This is a genomic window from Streptomyces sp. NPDC030809, from assembly GCF_055572195.1.
Genome location: NZ_JBVIDV010000012.1, coordinates 80,183 through 95,164, shown reverse-complemented (window position 1 = coordinate 95,164; position 14,982 = coordinate 80,183). Strand labels below are relative to the sequence as shown.

The 14,982-nt window shown below is 74.4% G+C and carries 14 protein-coding genes and 1 tRNA gene; 6 read left to right on the top strand and 9 right to left on the bottom strand.

The features are described from left to right. Positions 1-159 precede the first annotated feature (159 nt). A complete protein-coding gene (locus ACZ407_RS17775; RefSeq protein ID WP_468129084.1) occupies positions 160-1,686 on the top strand; it encodes an AMP-binding protein in 1,527 nt (508 codons plus the stop codon). A gap of 269 nt (positions 1,687-1,955) precedes the next feature. Here ACZ407_RS17775 and ACZ407_RS17770 read toward each other — a convergent pair whose 3' ends face one another. Beyond that, positions 1,956-2,537 carry a hypothetical protein gene (locus tag ACZ407_RS17770; protein ID WP_468129082.1) on the bottom strand — a complete coding sequence of 194 codons (582 nt, stop codon included), beginning with the start codon at positions 2,535-2,537 and terminating at the stop codon, positions 1,956-1,958. Positions 2,538-2,775: 238 nt separating this feature from the next. Then, positions 2,776-3,618 carry a S1 family peptidase gene (locus ACZ407_RS17765; RefSeq protein ID WP_468129339.1) on the bottom strand — a complete coding sequence of 281 codons (843 nt, stop codon included), beginning with the start codon at positions 3,616-3,618 and terminating at the stop codon, positions 2,776-2,778. Between the two features lie 1,080 nt (positions 3,619-4,698). Between ACZ407_RS17765 and ACZ407_RS17760 the strand changes: the two genes are divergently transcribed. Then, positions 4,699-5,619 carry an RNA polymerase sigma factor gene (locus ACZ407_RS17760; protein WP_468129080.1) on the top strand — a complete coding sequence of 307 codons (921 nt, stop codon included), beginning with the start codon at positions 4,699-4,701 and terminating at the stop codon, positions 5,617-5,619. After that, positions 5,616-6,797 carry a hypothetical protein gene (locus tag ACZ407_RS17755; protein ID WP_468129078.1) on the top strand — a complete coding sequence of 394 codons (1,182 nt, stop codon included), beginning with the start codon at positions 5,616-5,618 and terminating at the stop codon, positions 6,795-6,797. Before ACZ407_RS17760 ends, ACZ407_RS17755 begins: the two co-directional genes overlap by 4 nt. Positions 6,798-7,140: 343 nt before the next feature. Here the strand turns inward: ACZ407_RS17755 and ACZ407_RS17750 are convergent, their stop codons facing one another. Beyond that, complete coding sequence (locus tag ACZ407_RS17750) at positions 7,141-7,656, bottom strand: hypothetical protein (RefSeq protein ID WP_468129076.1); 516 nt, start codon at positions 7,654-7,656, stop codon at positions 7,141-7,143. A gap of 586 nt (positions 7,657-8,242) precedes the next feature. Here ACZ407_RS17750 and ACZ407_RS17745 point away from each other — a divergent pair. After that, positions 8,243-10,378: a bifunctional polysaccharide deacetylase/glycosyltransferase family 2 protein gene (locus ACZ407_RS17745; RefSeq protein ID WP_468129074.1), complete on the top strand. Its 2,136-nt coding sequence runs from the start codon at positions 8,243-8,245 to the stop codon at positions 10,376-10,378. Positions 10,379-10,460: 82 nt separating this feature from the next. Beyond that, positions 10,461-10,537: transfer RNA gene (locus tag ACZ407_RS17740), tRNA-Trp, on the top strand. 119 nt (positions 10,538-10,656) lie between these two features. Here ACZ407_RS17740 and ACZ407_RS17735 read toward each other — a convergent pair. Further along, entirely contained in the window at positions 10,657-11,451 is a 795-nt protein-coding gene (locus ACZ407_RS17735; protein WP_468129072.1) for an alpha/beta fold hydrolase, read from the bottom strand. Positions 11,452-11,619: 168 nt separating this feature from the next. Then, positions 11,620-12,051: a nuclear transport factor 2 family protein gene (locus ACZ407_RS17730; RefSeq protein ID WP_468129070.1), complete on the bottom strand. Its 432-nt coding sequence runs from the start codon at positions 12,049-12,051 to the stop codon at positions 11,620-11,622. A gap of 132 nt (positions 12,052-12,183) precedes the next feature. Between ACZ407_RS17730 and ACZ407_RS17725 the strand changes: the two genes are divergently transcribed. Beyond that, positions 12,184-12,771, top strand: a complete 588-nt coding sequence (locus tag ACZ407_RS17725) for a TetR/AcrR family transcriptional regulator (protein ID WP_468129068.1) — start codon at positions 12,184-12,186, stop codon at positions 12,769-12,771. Positions 12,772-12,849: 78 nt separating this feature from the next. On the opposite strand, the gene ACZ407_RS17720 is transcribed toward ACZ407_RS17725, so the two are convergent. Genes ACZ407_RS17720 through ACZ407_RS17705 form a run of 4 tightly spaced genes read right to left on the bottom strand, consistent with a single transcriptional unit; the run spans position 12,850 to position 14,955 of the window. After that, positions 12,850-13,482 (bottom strand): OmpA family protein, encoded by a 633-nt coding sequence (locus ACZ407_RS17720; RefSeq protein ID WP_468129066.1) that lies wholly within the window; start codon positions 13,480-13,482, stop codon positions 12,850-12,852. A gap of 11 nt (positions 13,483-13,493) precedes the next feature. After that, positions 13,494-14,084, bottom strand: a complete 591-nt coding sequence (locus ACZ407_RS17715) for a hypothetical protein (protein WP_468129064.1) — start codon at positions 14,082-14,084, stop codon at positions 13,494-13,496. A 29-nt stretch (positions 14,085-14,113) separates the two neighbouring features. Next, a complete protein-coding gene (locus ACZ407_RS17710; protein WP_468129062.1) occupies positions 14,114-14,740 on the bottom strand; it encodes a pilus assembly protein TadG-related protein in 627 nt (208 codons plus the stop codon). Next, complete coding sequence (locus tag ACZ407_RS17705; protein ID WP_468129060.1) at positions 14,737-14,955, bottom strand: hypothetical protein; 219 nt, start codon at positions 14,953-14,955, stop codon at positions 14,737-14,739. Before ACZ407_RS17705 ends, ACZ407_RS17710 begins: the two co-directional genes overlap by 4 nt. Between the last annotated feature and the right edge of the window lie 27 nt (positions 14,956-14,982).

Sequence of the window (14,982 nt, the reverse complement as noted above, 5' to 3'; positions counted from 1 at the left end):
GTGGCCGGCGACAAACGAATTTGCGTACGTCCCCGGCGTCTTTGGACGTTCCGCCGAGAGGCCGGGGGGTCCATGGGCGGGACCGCGCATTGCGCAGCCGGAGGCGGGAGCCGGATCGTCAAGATCACGTGATGGGGAGACCGGCAACGGGGGAAGCAGATGGCACCCATGCTCGACGGCTGTACGCCCTGGCCCGAGGAGTTCGTCGACCGCTACTGGGCGGCCGGGCACTGGCGCGGCAACACGCTCGACAACCTGCTGCGCGGCTGGGCCCTCCAGTACGGGCCGCGGACCGCGCTCGTGCACGGCGGGACGAGGCTGACGTACGCGGCCCTGAACCGGCGGGTGGACCGGATGGCCGCGGGGTTCCGGCTGCGCGGGCTGCGGCCCGGGCAGCGGGTGGTCGTACAGCTGCCGAACGTACCGGAGTTCGTCCTGAGCCTGTTCGCGCTGATGCGCGCGGGGGTGGTGCCCGTACTGTGCCCGGTCGGGCTGCCGGAGGCCGAAGTGGCCGAGGTCGTGCACGTCACCCAGGCCCGCGGGTACGTCGGTCCCGGGGCGCGCCGGGGCCGTGACCACACGGCGATGGCGGCGGCGATCGCGGCCCGCGAGCCGTTTCTGCGGCGGGTGTTCAGCGCCGAGGCGGCCTCCCCGTACGGCGGTCTGACGACGGATCCGCTGGGGTGCCAGTACTCGGCGCTGGAGTCGGTGGACGCGGCGCCGCAGCCGGCGCTGGCGCAGAGCGCGGGGCAGGTGGCCTTCTTCCTGCTCGCCGGGGTGCCGCGGGCCGGGGAGGAACTGCGGCTCGTGCCGCGCACCCACAACGACTACGCCCACCAGGCGCAGGCGGCCGCCGGTGCGGTGCCGCTGACCGGCGAGGACGTGTACCTGGCCGCGGCGGCGGCCGACTCCGACCTCGGGCTCGGCGGACCGGGGGTGCTCGGGACGCTGTCGGTGGGCGCGACGGTGGTGCTGGCCGGGGATCCCGGTCCGGGGGATCCTGCGAAGGGTGCGACGGCTGCGGATGCCGCGGGTCCTGCGGAGGCTGCCGAGGCCGCGGAATGCCTCGCCGCGATCGGGCGGGAGCGGGTCACCGTGACCTCGCTGACGGCCGGGGCGGGCGAAGCCTGGCTGGGCGTACTGGAGTCCGTACGGGCCTCCGGGCGGGCCGAGTGGGGGAGCCTGCGGCTCGTGCAGGTCGCGGACGAGGGGGCGGAGGCGGACGCGGAGGCCGCCGGACGGATCGGCCGCGGGCTGGGCTGCCCGGTGCAGCGGGTCTTCAGCCTGCCGGAGGGGGTGCTCACCCTCACGGGCACAGGCACGGGCACGGGCACCGGGACCGGCACCGGCACCGGCACCGGCACGAGCACCGGCACGGGCACCGGCGCCGACAACCGGAGGGACGCCGGTGCCGAGGACGCGGGCGCGCCGCCCGCGCACGGGCTTCCGCTCTCGCCGGATGCCCGGCTGCGCATCGTCGGCGCCGACGGGAAGGACGTGCCGGGCGGGGAGTCCGGCGAGCTGCTCGCGCGCGGCCCGCACACCGTACGCGGCTACTACCGGGCCCCGGAGCGCAACACCCGCGCCTTCACCCCGGACGGCTGGTTCCGCACCGGCGTCCTCGCCCGCTTCGCCGCGGACGGCAGCCTGGTGGTGACGGGGCGGCGCGCGGCGAGCCGGGCCTGAGCGGCGGGGTGCTCCCCCTGTCCTGTCAGCGGTCCGCGTTTCGTCGACGGCGCCGGGCCCGGAGCCCGACGGCGCCTGCGCCGGCGAGGAGCAGGACCACAGCCGGCACCGTGATGTCTCCGGAGGTGCTTTCCGCGGAACCGCCGCCGGTCGCGTAGTCCGTGGAGACGCCGGTGATCCGGATCCGGACCGGGGCGCAGATGTGCGGTGTGGCGCTTCCGTGACCGGTGCGGGTCCCGTCCGGAGGCGGCGGGACCCGGCCGGGGGCGTCAGAGCTTGGTGATGAAGTACCGGACGCCGGTGACGCAGCTGCTGTTCTGGGCAGAGCTCGAAATGACCCACCCGGACGGGATCGGGGAGTTGGAGCACACGAACATGGACGTCTCACCCGTCACCTTCGTGATGAAGTTGCGGACGCCGGTGACGCAGCTGCTGTTCTGCGCGGAACTCGAAATGACCCACCCGGACGGGATCGGGGAGTTGGAGCACACGTACAGAGTCGTCTCGCCGGTCACCTTCGTGATGAAGTTGCGGACGCCCGTCACACAGCTGCTGTTCTGCGCCGAGCTCGACACGACCCAACCGGACGGGATCGGCGAGTCCGAGCACACGAACAGGGTGGTGTACCCGCTCGCGTCCGCGATGAGGTTCCTGACGCCCGTCACGCAGCTGCTGGTGCGGGCGGAGCTCGTGATCACCCATCCGGCCGGGATGGGCGAGTCGGAGCAGACGTACATGTCGGTGGCCTGCAACTCGGCCGCCTGGGCCTGCGCGGTGGCGACGGTCGTCACGCCCAGCAGCAGTAAGCCGACCGCCATCAGGCGCGAGATGTGGTTCCGCAGGTTCTTCAAGGCCCCAGCCTCCGGTTCGCTTGTTGCTTCACGGCCACTTTGGTGTCAGATGAGATGAATGGACGGTTTTCGCACGTTCATCTCGTCAGGCATCGTGGCAGAGGCGGCGCGAGGGGAACCAGCGGTTCGCGTGCGCCGACGGGCCGGAGCAGGCCGCTCGCGACGACTTCGGAAGGTCGCCCGGGCGGCCCCGCCGCTGTGCGGCGGCGGGGCCGCCCGGGCGAGTGGGCCGGAGGGGTCAGAGGAGGGAGACGCGGTACTTGGCCAGGGCCTCGGGGACCGGCTGGTAGAACGTCGTACCGCCGGAGGTGCAGTTGCCGCTGCCGCCCGAGGTGATGCCGAGCGCCTTCGTGCCGTCGTAGAGGGCGCCGCCCGAATCGCCGGGCTCGGCGCAGACGTTGGTCTGGATCATGCCGCGGACCGTGCCGCCGCCGCTGTAGTGGACGGTGACGTCGAGACCGGTGACGGTGCCGCTCTTGGTGCCGGTGGTGGAACCGCTGCGCTTGACCGGTTCGCCCACGTACGCGTCGGCCGCGGTGAAGCCGCCGGGGTGGCTGAGGGCGGGGTTGTCGTAGCGGACGAGGGCGTAGTCGTTGCCGGGGAAACTGGAACCCGTGGTGGGGCCGATGAGGGTGCTCTGCGCGGAGTTGGTGTACCAGGTCTTGACGACGTTCCCGCAGTGCCCGGCGGTCAGGAAGGAGTACGTGTTTCCGCTGGCCACGTTGAAGGCGACCGAGCAGCGGTAGCCGCCGCCGTAGATCGCGTCGCCGGGACCGAGGAGCTGGGTGAAGGTACCGGGGGTGCGCTCGATGCGGAGGGCGCCGGCGGAGGCGCCGGCGGCCTTGCGGATCTTGGCGATCCCGGCCTCGGTGACGGTGCTGTCGGCCGTCACGTGGACCGTGCCGGTGGCGCGGTCCACCCGCCAGGCGGTGCCGCCGACATCGGCGGAGAGGACGGCGCGGTCCACCTTGGCCAGCTCGGCCGCGCCGTACGCACGGGGGGCCGGGGCCGGGGCCGCCTGGGCGGCGGGCAGGGCGAGGGCGGTGACCGCGGCGAGGCCGGCCGCGGCGGCGGCCACCACGGCGGCGCGGGCCCTGCGGGTGCCGGTGCGGGTGCCGGTGCGGGTGCCGGTGCGGGAGGGGGTGGGCGCCGGGGTGCGGGCGGGGGTGGGGGTGCCGGTGCGGGTGGCGGCGGTGCGCGTGATCCTCACGAATCTCCTCCTCGGAGCGTCGGGACCCGGTGGGTGGCCGGGACCTGTGAGGCGCGGCCGGGAGGGCCTGGTCCGACTTCTTCTTGCCTGGCATGCCCCTGACAAAGCAATCCCGGCGAGCGCGCTGCCGCAGGAGTATGTCCGCGGCCCACCCACGCGGACAAGAGGGCGGGCGGGGACGGGCCGGCAGAGGGCGTGGGGGCTGGGGGTCCGACCGCGGGCGGACGGGCGGGCGGATCCCCACGCGCGGATCCCCACGTTCGGCGGCTGGCCCGGCGACGCGGGCGCCGACGCCGAGCGGGCCGCCAAGCGGCCGGGCGGCGGCCCGCAGGCGGGCGAGCGGACTTCGGCGGCGGGTCCGGCGACGTGAGCGCCGACCGCCGGGCAGGCCGCCGAGCGGCCGGGCGGGGGCCGCCGGGGCAGGGGCCAAGCGGCGGCCCGCGGGTCGGTGGGCAGACCACACGCTCGGCGGCCGGCCCGGCGACCCGGGCGGCGGCCCGCAGGCGGGCGAGCGGACTTCGGCGGCGGGTCCGGCGACGTGAGCACCGACCGCCGGGCAGGCCGCCGAGCGGCCGGGCGGGGGCCGCCGGGGCAGGGGCCAAGCGGCGGCCCGGGCGGGGTCGGCCGACAGCGCCCTGCCGACGGCCCCGGCCGACCGCCGACCCCCGACCGCCGGGCTGACGGGAGACGGGGCGGCGGGGCGGCGGCCGAGCGGCGGGCGGCGGTCAGCGAGAAGCAGGCAGCGGGCGAGAGGCGCGTGGCGGGCGCGGGCGGCGGGCGAGGCGCGGGCGGCGGGCGAGGCGCGGGCGGCGGGCGAGGCGCGGGCGGCGGGCGGCTGCCGAGCCGCCGGGCGGCCGCCAGCGGGAGGCGGCAGCGGCCGAGGGGCGGGGGCGGGGGGCTGGAACGCCGGACTCCCTTTCTCTCCGGCGCTCTGGCGGGGTGTGGGTCGCAATGACGCATCATGTCCCGGTGCAGTACGCGGAGGAGTTCGGCGAGGCCGACATGGGGGAGCCGGACGGTCCGGGAGTGCCGCAGCAGCGCACTCCGCAGGACATGTCCGGGCAGTTGACAGCCGCCCAGCAGGGCGATGAGGGGGCGTTCGAGGAGATATTCCGGGCGGTGCAGCCGGGTTTGCTGCGCTACCTGACGGTCCTGGTGGGGGCCGATGCGGAGGACGTGGCCTCCGAGGCGTGGCTCCAGATCGCGCGCGATCTGGCCGGTTTCCGGGGGGATTTCGACGGTTTCCGGGGGTGGGCCGCGACCATCGCGCGCAACCGGGCCATGGACCTGCTGCGGTCCAAACGGCGCCGGCCGACCGGCAGCGTGCCGGTGGAGGAACTGCTCGACCGGGCCTCGCCCGACGACACCGAGGGCTCGGCCCTGGCCCGGGCGGGCACGGCCGCCGCACTCGCACTGATCGCGAAACTCCCGCAGGACCAGGCGGAGGCCGTCCTGCTGCGGGTGGTCATGGACCTGGACGCCCAGTCGGCGGCCCAGGTGCTCGGCAAGCGCGCGGGAGCCGTACGGATGGCCGCCCACCGGGGCCTGCGCAAACTGGCCCGCCTGGTCGAGAAGCATCCGCTGCCGGGCGCGGGGGGCGGTACGGGCTCCGGAGGCGGGGCCGGGCACGGCGCCGGGACGGGATCCGGTGACGCGTCCGGGAGGGGATCCGGACCCGGCTCCGGGCGCGGCTCCGGGCGCGGCTCCGGGCGCGGCTCCGGGACAGAGCCCCGGGCGCAGGACGGCGCGGCCGCCGGTCCGGACGGCGGCTCAGGGGCCGGGCCCGTCACCCGGTCTGCGAATTCGTCAGAAAAAAAATCCGCCAAAGCAGTGACACGCAAGAACGCGGCGACGCTGAAGGGCTTGAGATGAGCACCAACCGATCCCGTCGGATCGACCACGACACGGCCGAGCAGCTGCTCGACGGGCGCGGGGTCGGCGCGGCGGCCGGCCACGAAGCCCTCGCCGGACTGCTCGCCGCCGCAGCCGCACCCGCGGCCGACGGGGAGCCGGTCGGCAAAGCGGCGGCCCTGGCCGCGTTCCGGGCGTCCGTCTCGGGCTCCGGGCAGGAAAAGTCCGGAATCCCCCTACCCGTAACAGCAGCGACGAAAACCCGGAGGCGGCCGATGCTGGTGGCAGCGCTGGCGCAGCTCCTGAGCGCGAAGGCGGCGGTGGCGATCGCCGCCGGCACCGCGCTCGGCGGCTTCGCCCTTGCGGCCGGCACCGGCAGCCTGCCCGGGGTGCTCGGTCCGGCGACCGGCCCCGGCGGTTCCGGACGCCCCTCGCCCACCTCCGGCCCGGCCACGCACGCCCCGCAGGGGCTGCTGCCGCCGGCCGGGGCGGAACGCTCCGCCGAACTGGACGAGCTGTGCCGCGGGTACGGACGGCTCACGCGGGCCGAAGCCGCCGCAGCGCCGACGCGGGAACGTTTCTCCGCGCTGGTCGCCGCGGCGGGTGGCGCCGAGCGGGTGCCGGCGTACTGCGCGCCGGTGCTCGGCAAGGGCACCGGGCCGGGCGCGAGCCCGTCCCCGGGCGGGACCGGAAGGCCCCACCCGGGTGCCTCCCCGGGAGGGCCCGACCACCGGCCCGACCACCGGCGGGGGCACCTGCCCGGCAAGCCGGACGGTCACCCGACCCCGGGGAACCGCGGCAAGGGCGAGCGGCCGGAGCGCACGAAGCCGGTCCATCCGAAGCCGAAGCCGTCGCATCCCCGGCCGGAGCACCCCAAGCCGGAGCGCCGCAAGCCGGAGCACCGCACGCCGGAGCACCGCACGCCGGTGCAACCGAAGCCCGCCCGTCCCGGGCGGTCGGAGCCGAAGCCCGGACAGGCGAAGCCCGCCCGTCCCGGGCAGTCGGCGCCCAAGCCCGGGCACCTGAAGCCGGCGCATCCGCAGCCCGGACACGCCCGGTCCGCACGTCCGAAACCCACCCCTCCCGTCCCGCGGGCGGTCGCGCCGGGGGCCGAGCCCCCGGCCGGACCGCCCGGCCGGGCCGGCGGCCCTCCCGCCCAGGGCCGCGCACCGGTTCCCCTACCGGTCCCGGCCCGATGAGGACCGGCCGCGGGTGCACCGCTCACCCCCGGCCGGATCCCCGTACCGCATCCCCGACACGTCCGGACCATCCCTGAGGGGAGGTCCGGTCCCCGGTCCGGCCGCCTCGCGGCCGCGGCCCACGAACGCAGAGGCCTCCACCCATGCAGCCACGCCTAGCCGACCCGGATCCGGACACGCACACGCACACGCGCCCGGAGACGGCCACGGACACGGACACGGACACCCAGCCGATACCGGGGGTCCCCGCCGGACCGGACACGCCCCCCGCCGCCTCCCCCGTACCGCCGCAGGCCGTGGACTCCCCGGTGTACGCGCCGCCTTCGGGCGGGGCGGCCCCGGACTACGCGCTGACGGCCTTCGGCGAGTCGGGGCGGGTTGCGGCGGGCGGGGCGGATGCGAGCCCGGTGTTCGTGGACGCGTCCGGGCGGCGGCAGCGGGCTGCGCGGCGGATCGGGCGGCTGCTCGTGCTGCCTGCCGCGGCGTACGTCGTCGTACTCGTCAGCACGCTGCTGGGCGGGCCCAGCTTCGACGCGCCGTTCCTGCCGGCGCCCAAGGAGGCGAACGGGCAGGCCGCCGTGCCCGCGGGCGGGCCGGACACGCCGGCCGCGACGGCGTCTCCGAGCGGCGGTGCCCCGGCCGGGCGGGTGCGGCCGGTGGCGGAGCCGGTGGGGGCGGAGCGGGGTGGCGGTCCCGGGGTTCCCGGTCCGGCGGGGGTGGTGACCGCCTCCGCGACCGCGTCGGCCTCTGCCTCGGCTTCTGCCTCCGCCTCGGCTTCTGCTTCTGCTTCGGCGGGGCCCTCGGCGAGTGCGTCTCCCAGCGTGCGGCCCTCCCCCAGCGCCAGTGCCGGTCCCACCAAGCCGGGGCGGGGTACGGCGACCCCGCCGGGGCAGGCCCGCAAGCCGACACCACACCCTTAGCCCCCCGGGGCTCCGCCCCCGACCCCCGCGCCTCAAACGCCGGCGGGGCTCGGAATCGCCGGACCCATCCGGCAACCCGAGCCCAGCCACCCCCGAAGTCTTCGGGGGACCCACCCCCAAAACCTCCGCGCCTCAAACGCCGGCGGGGCTTGGATTCGCCGGGCCCGTCCGGCAACCCGAGCCCAGCCACCGCCAAGCCCCCGGGGCTCCGCCCCGGACCCCGGTCCTCAAACGCCGGACGGGCTGGGATTCGCGCTCTCGGCTTGGATGCGCGCGGCTTGCCTCGTGGGCCCCGTCCCATGAACTGGCTCGGGGGGTGGATCCTGCGGGCCACATCAAGCCCCGCCGGCGATTGAGGCGCGGGGGTTCGGGGCGGAGCCACCGGAAGCCGACGGCGGGCCGCAGCCGGAGAAACGGCACGGGCCACATCCGGTCCCGGCAGCGGGCACGTCCCACCGCCCCGGGGCTGGGGCGCGTGGGCCGGGCCGCGCCCCGGGACCCGCGACCCGTACCCCGGGACCAGTCATGCCGCACCACCCGTACACCAGGCAGGAAGCCACTTTGCGTACCGTCACCCCCCGCACCCACTGGCTGCTGCTGGCCACCCTCGTACTCACGCTCTCCGCCGCCCTGCTCCTCCAGGGCTACTCCCGGCACATGTTCGACTCGACCGCGGACGGGGCCGTGCACGCCGAAGGGAGCAGTGGGGACGTGCCCGCGCGGGTGCTCGACGGCGGGCCCGTGATCGACGGCGGCGCCGGGCGGACCGCGCAGCCCGCGGCCAGGACGGTCGCGCTCACCTTCGACGACGGGCCCGACCCGGTCTGGACCCCGAAGATCCTCGACGTGCTGCGCCGCGAGGGCGTGAAGGCCACCTTCTTCGCGGTCGGCTCGCGCGTGGCGGAACACCCCGCGCTGGCCCGCCGTATCGTCGCCGAGGGCCACCAGATCGGCGTGCACTCCTTCACGCACGCCAACCTCGGCGCCGCACCCGCCTGGCGGCGGTCCCTGGAGCTGCGCCAGACCCAGCTGGCCATCGTCGGGGCCACCGGGGTCACGACCCCGCTGATGCGGCCCCCGTACTCCTCCTCCAACGGCGCGCTCACCGACGCCGACTGGCGGGCCGTCGAGCAGGCCGGCCGGGAGGGCTACCTGACGGTCCTCACCACCCTGGACAGCCAGGACTGGCGGCGGCCGGGCGCCGCGCGGATCGCGGCCAACGCCACGCCGAAGGGTTCCGCCGGGCAGATCGTCCTCATGCACGACGCGGGCGGGGACCGTGCCCAGACCGTCGAGGCCCTCGGCCTGCTCGTGCCCCGGCTGAAGTCCGAGGGCTTCCGGTTCGCCACGGTCGGCGAGGCCGTGGACCTGAGCTCCGCCGAGCGGCCCGCGGTGGGCGCGCACGAGTGGCAGGGCCGGGCCATGGTGGCCGCGCTGCGCAGCACGGACGTGGCCCTGGAGGTGCTCGGCTGGCTGCTGTGGGCGGCGGGCGGGATCGCCCTGCTGCGCGCGGTGGCGGTGTTCGCGGCGGCCCGCCGGCACGTGCGGCTGCGGCGGCGCGGGCCGTGGGGCGAGCCGGTGACCGCGCCGGTGAGCGTGATCGTGCCCGCGTACAACGAGAGCGCGGGCATCGAGGCGGCGGTCCGCTCGCTCGTGGCCTCGGACCATCCGGTGGAGGTGATCGTCGTGGACGACGGCTCCACCGACGGCACCGCCGACCTCGCGGAGGCCCTCGGGCTGCCCGGCGTACGGGTGATCCGGCAGGCCAACGCGGGCAAGCCGGCCGCCCTGAACACCGGTATCGCGGCGGCCTCCCACGAGCTGCTGGTGATGGTGGACGGGGACACGGTCTTCGAGCCGGACGCGGTGCGGATGATCGTCCAGCCGTTCGCGGACCCGGCGGTCGGCGCGGTCTCCGGCAACGCGAAGGTGGTCAACCGGGGCGGGCTGCTGGGCCGCTGGCAGCACATCGAGTACGTGGTCGGCTTCAACCTCGACCGGCGCCTGTTCGACCTGGCCGAGTGCATGCCGACGGTGCCGGGCGCGGTGGGCGCGTTCCGGCGCTCGGCACTGCTGCGGGTGGGCGGGGTCAGCGACACCACCCTCGCCGAGGACACGGACCTGACGATGGCCCTGTGCCGGGACGGCTGGCGGGTGGTCTACGAGGAGCGCGCGAAGGCGTGGACGGAGGCCCCGGCCTCCCTCGGCGCCCTGTGGAAGCAGCGCTACCGGTGGTGCTACGGCACCCTGCAGGCGATGTGGAAGCACCGCGGCGCGGTGGTCCAGGGCGGGCAGGCGGGCAAGCTGGGCCGCCGCGGGCTGCTGTACCTGCTCCTGTTCCAGGTGCTGCTGCCGCTGCTGGCCCCGGTGGTGGACGTGTTCGCCCTGTACGGCCTGGTCTTCCTCGATCCGCTGCGCATCCTGGGCCTGTGGACGGCCTTCCTGCTCCTCCAGCTGCTGATGGGCCTGTACGCGTTCCGGCTCGACGGGGAACGCCCGGGACCGCTGTGGAGCCTGCCGCTCCAGCAGTTCGTGTACCGGCAGCTCATGTACCTCGTCGTGATCCAGTCGGTGTACACGGCGCTGGCGGGCTCGCGGCTGCGCTGGCAGCGGATGGAACGGTACGGCAGCCTGGGCGGGGCCCCGACCGGCACCCGGTAGCCCCCGTCAGGGGTACGGGCGCGCGCCGCCGCGGAAACCGGCTGGTGCCGGGGCCCCGGCGTGTGCGAAGGTGTGATCACCAAGGGGTGTAGCTCAGATGGCCAGAGCGGCGGTCTCCAAAACCGCATGTCGCAGGTTCGACTCCTGTCACCCCTGCCAGATCTTCTTTGCCGGATCTTCCGTGCCGGCTCTTCCTAGCCGGCTCGTCCTGCGGACCGCGGGAGGCGGGCCGGGGACGGCGTGCCTGCGTGCCTGCGTGCCTGCGTGCCGCGGAACCGTCAGGGCTCTTCCCGGCCTCCCAGGAGCCGTCCCTCGCCCGCCGTCGCGCGGACGAGTACGGACGCCAGCTCTGCGGGGGCGGACAGCATCGGCCAGTGGCCGGTGGGCAGGTCGAAGTAGCGGGTTGCCGGGTCGGTGAGCGCGAGGGCGGTCGGCTCGCCCGCCGCCAGGAGTTCTTCGACGAGGGCGATGCTCAGCCCGTTCGCCGTACAGAACACCGCACTTGACGGCAGATCGGCCGCCGCTCCGGTCAGCCGGAGCGGGCTGACGAGCGTACCGGCGGGCTGCGGGGCGGCCAGCCGCATCATGCGGGCCAGGGCCGGGCCGGAGATCCCGGCGGTGCTGCCCCAGATCACCCGGTCCTCCGGCGGCGGGGGCGGGATCCGCCAGCCTTCCTCGGCCTGCGCGACCCGCTCGCGCGTGCGGACCTCGGCGGGGTGGCCGGGCAGCAGGCCGGCGACGGAGTCCCCGTCCCCGGGGCGGCCGGCGTCCACGGCGATCACGCGGGCGACCCGGTCGGGGCGGCGGTCGGCGGCGCCGGTCACGGGGAAGATGCCGTAGCAGTGGCCGACGAGGACCACCTGCTCGGCGTCCAGGTGGTCGACGAGCTGGACGAGGTCCTCGACGTGGGTGTCAAGGTCGGTGTCCGGGCCGGACAGGTGGCGGCGGTCGCCCATTCCGGTGAGGGTCGCGGGGTGGGCCACGGCCCCGGCCTCCCGCAGCCGGTCGGCGACCTCCCGCCAGATCCATCCGCCGGTGTGCCCGCCGGACACCAGCACGAACTCGGTGGTCATGGGGCCGTTCTCCTCCTTGCGCCGGACGGTGGTTCCGGGCCCGCCCCCTTGCCTCGCGGCGCGCCGTACGGTGGCCGCCGGCGGTGCGGCACGGCTCCTCGGCCACCGGCCACCGGCCACCGGCCACCGGCCACCGGCCACACCGTACGGGGGCGCGGGGGTCCGGCCCTACAGTCGGCGGTCCGACGCGCTGATGGGTACGTCGTTGATGCTCGCCTCGCGGCGGCGCATCAGGCCGTCCGGGTCGAACTCCCACTGCTCGTTGCCGTGGCTGCGCCACCACTGGCCGGCCGCGTCGTGCCACTCGTACTCGAAACGGACGGAGATCCGGTTGCCGGTGTACGACCACAGCTCCTTGCGGAGCCGGTAGTCCAGCTCGCGGTCCCACTTCTCGGCGAGGAAGGCCCGGATCTCCTCGCGGCCGGTCAGGAACCGGTCCCGGTTCCGCCAGACCGAGTCCTCGGTGTACGCGAGGGCCACCCGCTCGGGGTCCCGGCTGTTCCAGGCGTCCTCGGCGGCCTGCACCTTGGCCCGGGCGGTCTCCTCGGTGAAGGGCGGCAGGGGCGGACGGGGGGAGGTGGCGGGGATGGTGCCGGTCATGGCTGCTCCCTGAGTGAGAGTGAGGGCGAGCGTGCGGGTGCGGGTGCAGGTGCAGGTGCGGAGAACGGTCGTTCTCGACTGTCCGCCCAGGTTACGAGAACGACCGTTCTCGGCACAAGTCATAATGGGGTCATGGCTGTCACGGACGAGGAAGAGACCAGGGCGCGGCTGCTCGACGCGGCCGAGGCGCTGTTCTACGCGCACGGGATCCAGGCCGTCGGCATGGACCGCATCCGCGCCGAGTCACAGGTCCCGCTGAAGCGGCTCTACCGCGCCTTCCCAGCGAAGGAGGCCCTGGTGGCGGCGTACCTGGAGCGGCGCGACGAACGCTGGACGGCGAGCCTGCGCGAACGCGTCGAGGCGGCGGAGGGCGTCGGCCGGCTGACCGCGCTCTTCGACTGGCTCGCGGACTGGTTCACCGAGCCGGACTTCCGCGGCTGCGCCTTCCTGAACGCGTACGGGGAGCTGGGCGAGGCCGCCCCGGCACCGGTGCTGGCCGTCGTACGCCGGCACAAGGCGCAGCTGCGCGCGCTGCTCGGCGAGGTAGCGGCCGCCGCCGGCGGGGGCGAGACCCTCGCCGACCGGCTCCTCATCCTGGTCGAGGGCGCCACGGTGGTCGCGGCCCTCACCCCGGGCCGCGCCCCGGCCGACCACGCCCGCGAAACGGCCCTCGCCCTCCTTCCCCACAGCACGGAACCGGCGGTGGAACCCTGCGACTGAGGCGGGGGCGGCCGCGTGCCGTCCTGGGGTCCTGTGGTCCTGGGGTCCCGGGGTCCCGGGGTCCTGGGTCCGGTAGTCCTACTGGGCGCCGCGGGGGAAGGAGATCTCGACGCGGCGGTTCTTCATGCGGCCTTCCTCGGTGGCGTTGTCCGCGATCGGATAGTCCTCGCTGTAGCCGCGGATGTCGAAGGTGATGCCGGGGCTGAGGGTCTTGGCGAGTTCCCGCTGCACGGCGTCGGCGCGCTGCTTGGAGAGCACCTTGCCGTGCTCGTACGTGCCGAGGTTGTCGGTGAAGCCGAAGACGCGCACCTTGGTGGCCTTGGCCTTGTTGATCTCGGCGGCGATGGCCCCGATACGGGCATTGGCCTGCGCGTTGAGAGTGGCGCTGTTCTTGGGGAACAGCACCTCGGCCTGGAGCGCGAGCATCACGGTCTCGTTGGTGTCCTGCCGGCGCTCCTCACCGCCGAGGTCCTCGACGACCTGCGCGATGTCGAGCACCTTGGGTGCGGCGAGGGTCGCGCCCTGCGGGAGCTTGAGGCCGGGCGAGTTCGAGTCGATGGGGACGGGGGCGGAGGCGGAGGGCTCGGTGCCCGGGGGCACGCTGGGCTTCTCGTCCGCGCGGGCGGCGGTGGCGCCGAGGATGTTGGCACCGGTGATGAGGAGCACGGCGGCGACCGTGACGGTGACCAGGCGTGGGGGTGTCTCGGTCATGGTCGGTCACCTCACCCGGAGATCTTGATGGTGGCGGTGGCGAAGGTGGGGAGGTTGAAGTCCACCTCTTCGACCCCGGCGGGCGGGGCGGGGAACTGCATGAACACGTCCTGCGACTTGCCGGGCTGGACTGCCAACAACCCTGTCGTGCACAGGCATCGCCCCTCTGTGTCCCGCAGGATGTAATACCGCTTCTTGCCCGCTTGATCCACCAACGTTGCCCCGGCGACCGAGTTGGGGTTCTTGGTGACTACCTCAACCTCAATCCCCGCCCAACGAGCGGGGCTCACGGCCATGTCCCCTTCGTTCTTGATGGACCCGCTGATCGTGACGAACCCGCCACCATCCCTCTTCGCTTCATTGATTACGAGCACGACGCCCCCCGTGCCCTTCACCTCGGCAAGCTTGACGTTCGGGTCCGTTTGCGGCGCTGGTTCATTGGGAGCAGCGCTCTTCGCCGGGAGGGAGGGAGCCGGAGCCTTCGCGTCAGGGCTCGTTTCGCCGCCATCACCACCGCAGCCGCTCACGGTGAGCGTGAGTACGGCTGCCAAGGCAGTTGCCGCCACCCCGTTCCAAGCTGTCGCAGTGGACCGAATGCTCATGTGCTCGTTCCTTGTCTCGTTGTCCGCGATTAGTCGACCAGTTGCACGGTGAACAGGGTGCGCGCGATGTCCTTCCACGCACCCGGATGGAGGGGGTCGAAGTGAAGGGTCTTGCCCGCACACCTGATGTCGAAGGGCGGAAGGGGCTCATCGCCCGGTTCCTCGTCGCCCGGATCCGGTGGGACGTCCGGCTTCGGTCCGAGTTCACACCGCGGCTTGATCTCCGCGGATGCTTCTGCCGTTGCTCGCCTGGAGCTCGCACCGGCAACGACCGAAGGCCCGAGACCATTGACGTTCTGCACCCGCACCCAGACCTCGCGCGGCGACGGGTCGCATTCCAGGACCGAAGCGCGGTTTTCAGCAGCGAAGGCATCAGCGGCATCGCAAGCGCCATCCGCTTTCAGACCCTTGCCGAGGAGAATGTCCTGCCAGTCCTCCCATGTGAGGTTGGCAAGGTCTTCCCACGGTTCTGTATCCCGCACGTGCTGCGCTCCGGCGATGGCTGCTGCGTCCGCCGCGCCTTGGGCGTTGTTGCGCGCAGCCCCGGCTTGGCCGATGGCAAAGAAGGCCAGCGCAACAAAGAGCAGGCTCACCACCATCCAGACGTAGATGGGGAAAGCCTGCCCTTGGTCTCCGCGCAACCGCGCAACCGTCATCCCGCGGTGATGGCCCCGACCAGCGAACTGATCCGCGCCGAGATCGCCGAGCCGATCCCCGTCGCGACGATCGCGCCGATGATCGCCACCACCACCAGGATGATCCCCAGGTATTCGAATGCCGTCTGCCCGCGGTCCGTGGCCGCGTAGCGGCGGCGGAGGGTTGACACTGCTGTGTTCGCCCAGCCGTTCACGCGCACAGTCGCCTTGAGCATGGGTTACCCCTTCAGGTCCGGTGTCGC

Excerpts from the sequence above, each read along its gene's own strand:
- ACZ407_RS17775 (WP_468129084.1), top strand. The coding sequence starts at position 160 with ATGGCACCCATGCTCGACGGCTGTACGCCCTGGCCCGAGGAGTTCGTC.
- ACZ407_RS17760 (WP_468129080.1), top strand. The coding sequence starts at position 4,699 with ATGACGCATCATGTCCCGGTGCAGTACGCGGAGGAGTTCGGCGAGGCC.
- ACZ407_RS17755 (WP_468129078.1), top strand. The coding sequence starts at position 5,616 with ATGAGCACCAACCGATCCCGTCGGATCGACCACGACACGGCCGAGCAG.
- ACZ407_RS17745 (WP_468129074.1), top strand. The coding sequence starts at position 8,243 with ATGCCGCACCACCCGTACACCAGGCAGGAAGCCACTTTGCGTACCGTC.
- ACZ407_RS17735 (WP_468129072.1), bottom strand. The coding sequence starts at position 11,451 with ATGACCACCGAGTTCGTGCTGGTGTCCGGCGGGCACACCGGCGGATGG.
- ACZ407_RS17730 (WP_468129070.1), bottom strand. The coding sequence starts at position 12,051 with ATGACCGGCACCATCCCCGCCACCTCCCCCCGTCCGCCCCTGCCGCCC.
- ACZ407_RS17725 (WP_468129068.1), top strand. The coding sequence starts at position 12,184 with ATGGCTGTCACGGACGAGGAAGAGACCAGGGCGCGGCTGCTCGACGCG.
- ACZ407_RS17720 (WP_468129066.1), bottom strand. The coding sequence starts at position 13,482 with ATGACCGAGACACCCCCACGCCTGGTCACCGTCACGGTCGCCGCCGTG.
- ACZ407_RS17715 (WP_468129064.1), bottom strand. The coding sequence starts at position 14,084 with ATGAGCATTCGGTCCACTGCGACAGCTTGGAACGGGGTGGCGGCAACT.
- ACZ407_RS17710 (WP_468129062.1), bottom strand. The coding sequence starts at position 14,740 with ATGACGGTTGCGCGGTTGCGCGGAGACCAAGGGCAGGCTTTCCCCATC.
- ACZ407_RS17705 (WP_468129060.1), bottom strand. The coding sequence starts at position 14,955 with ATGCTCAAGGCGACTGTGCGCGTGAACGGCTGGGCGAACACAGCAGTG.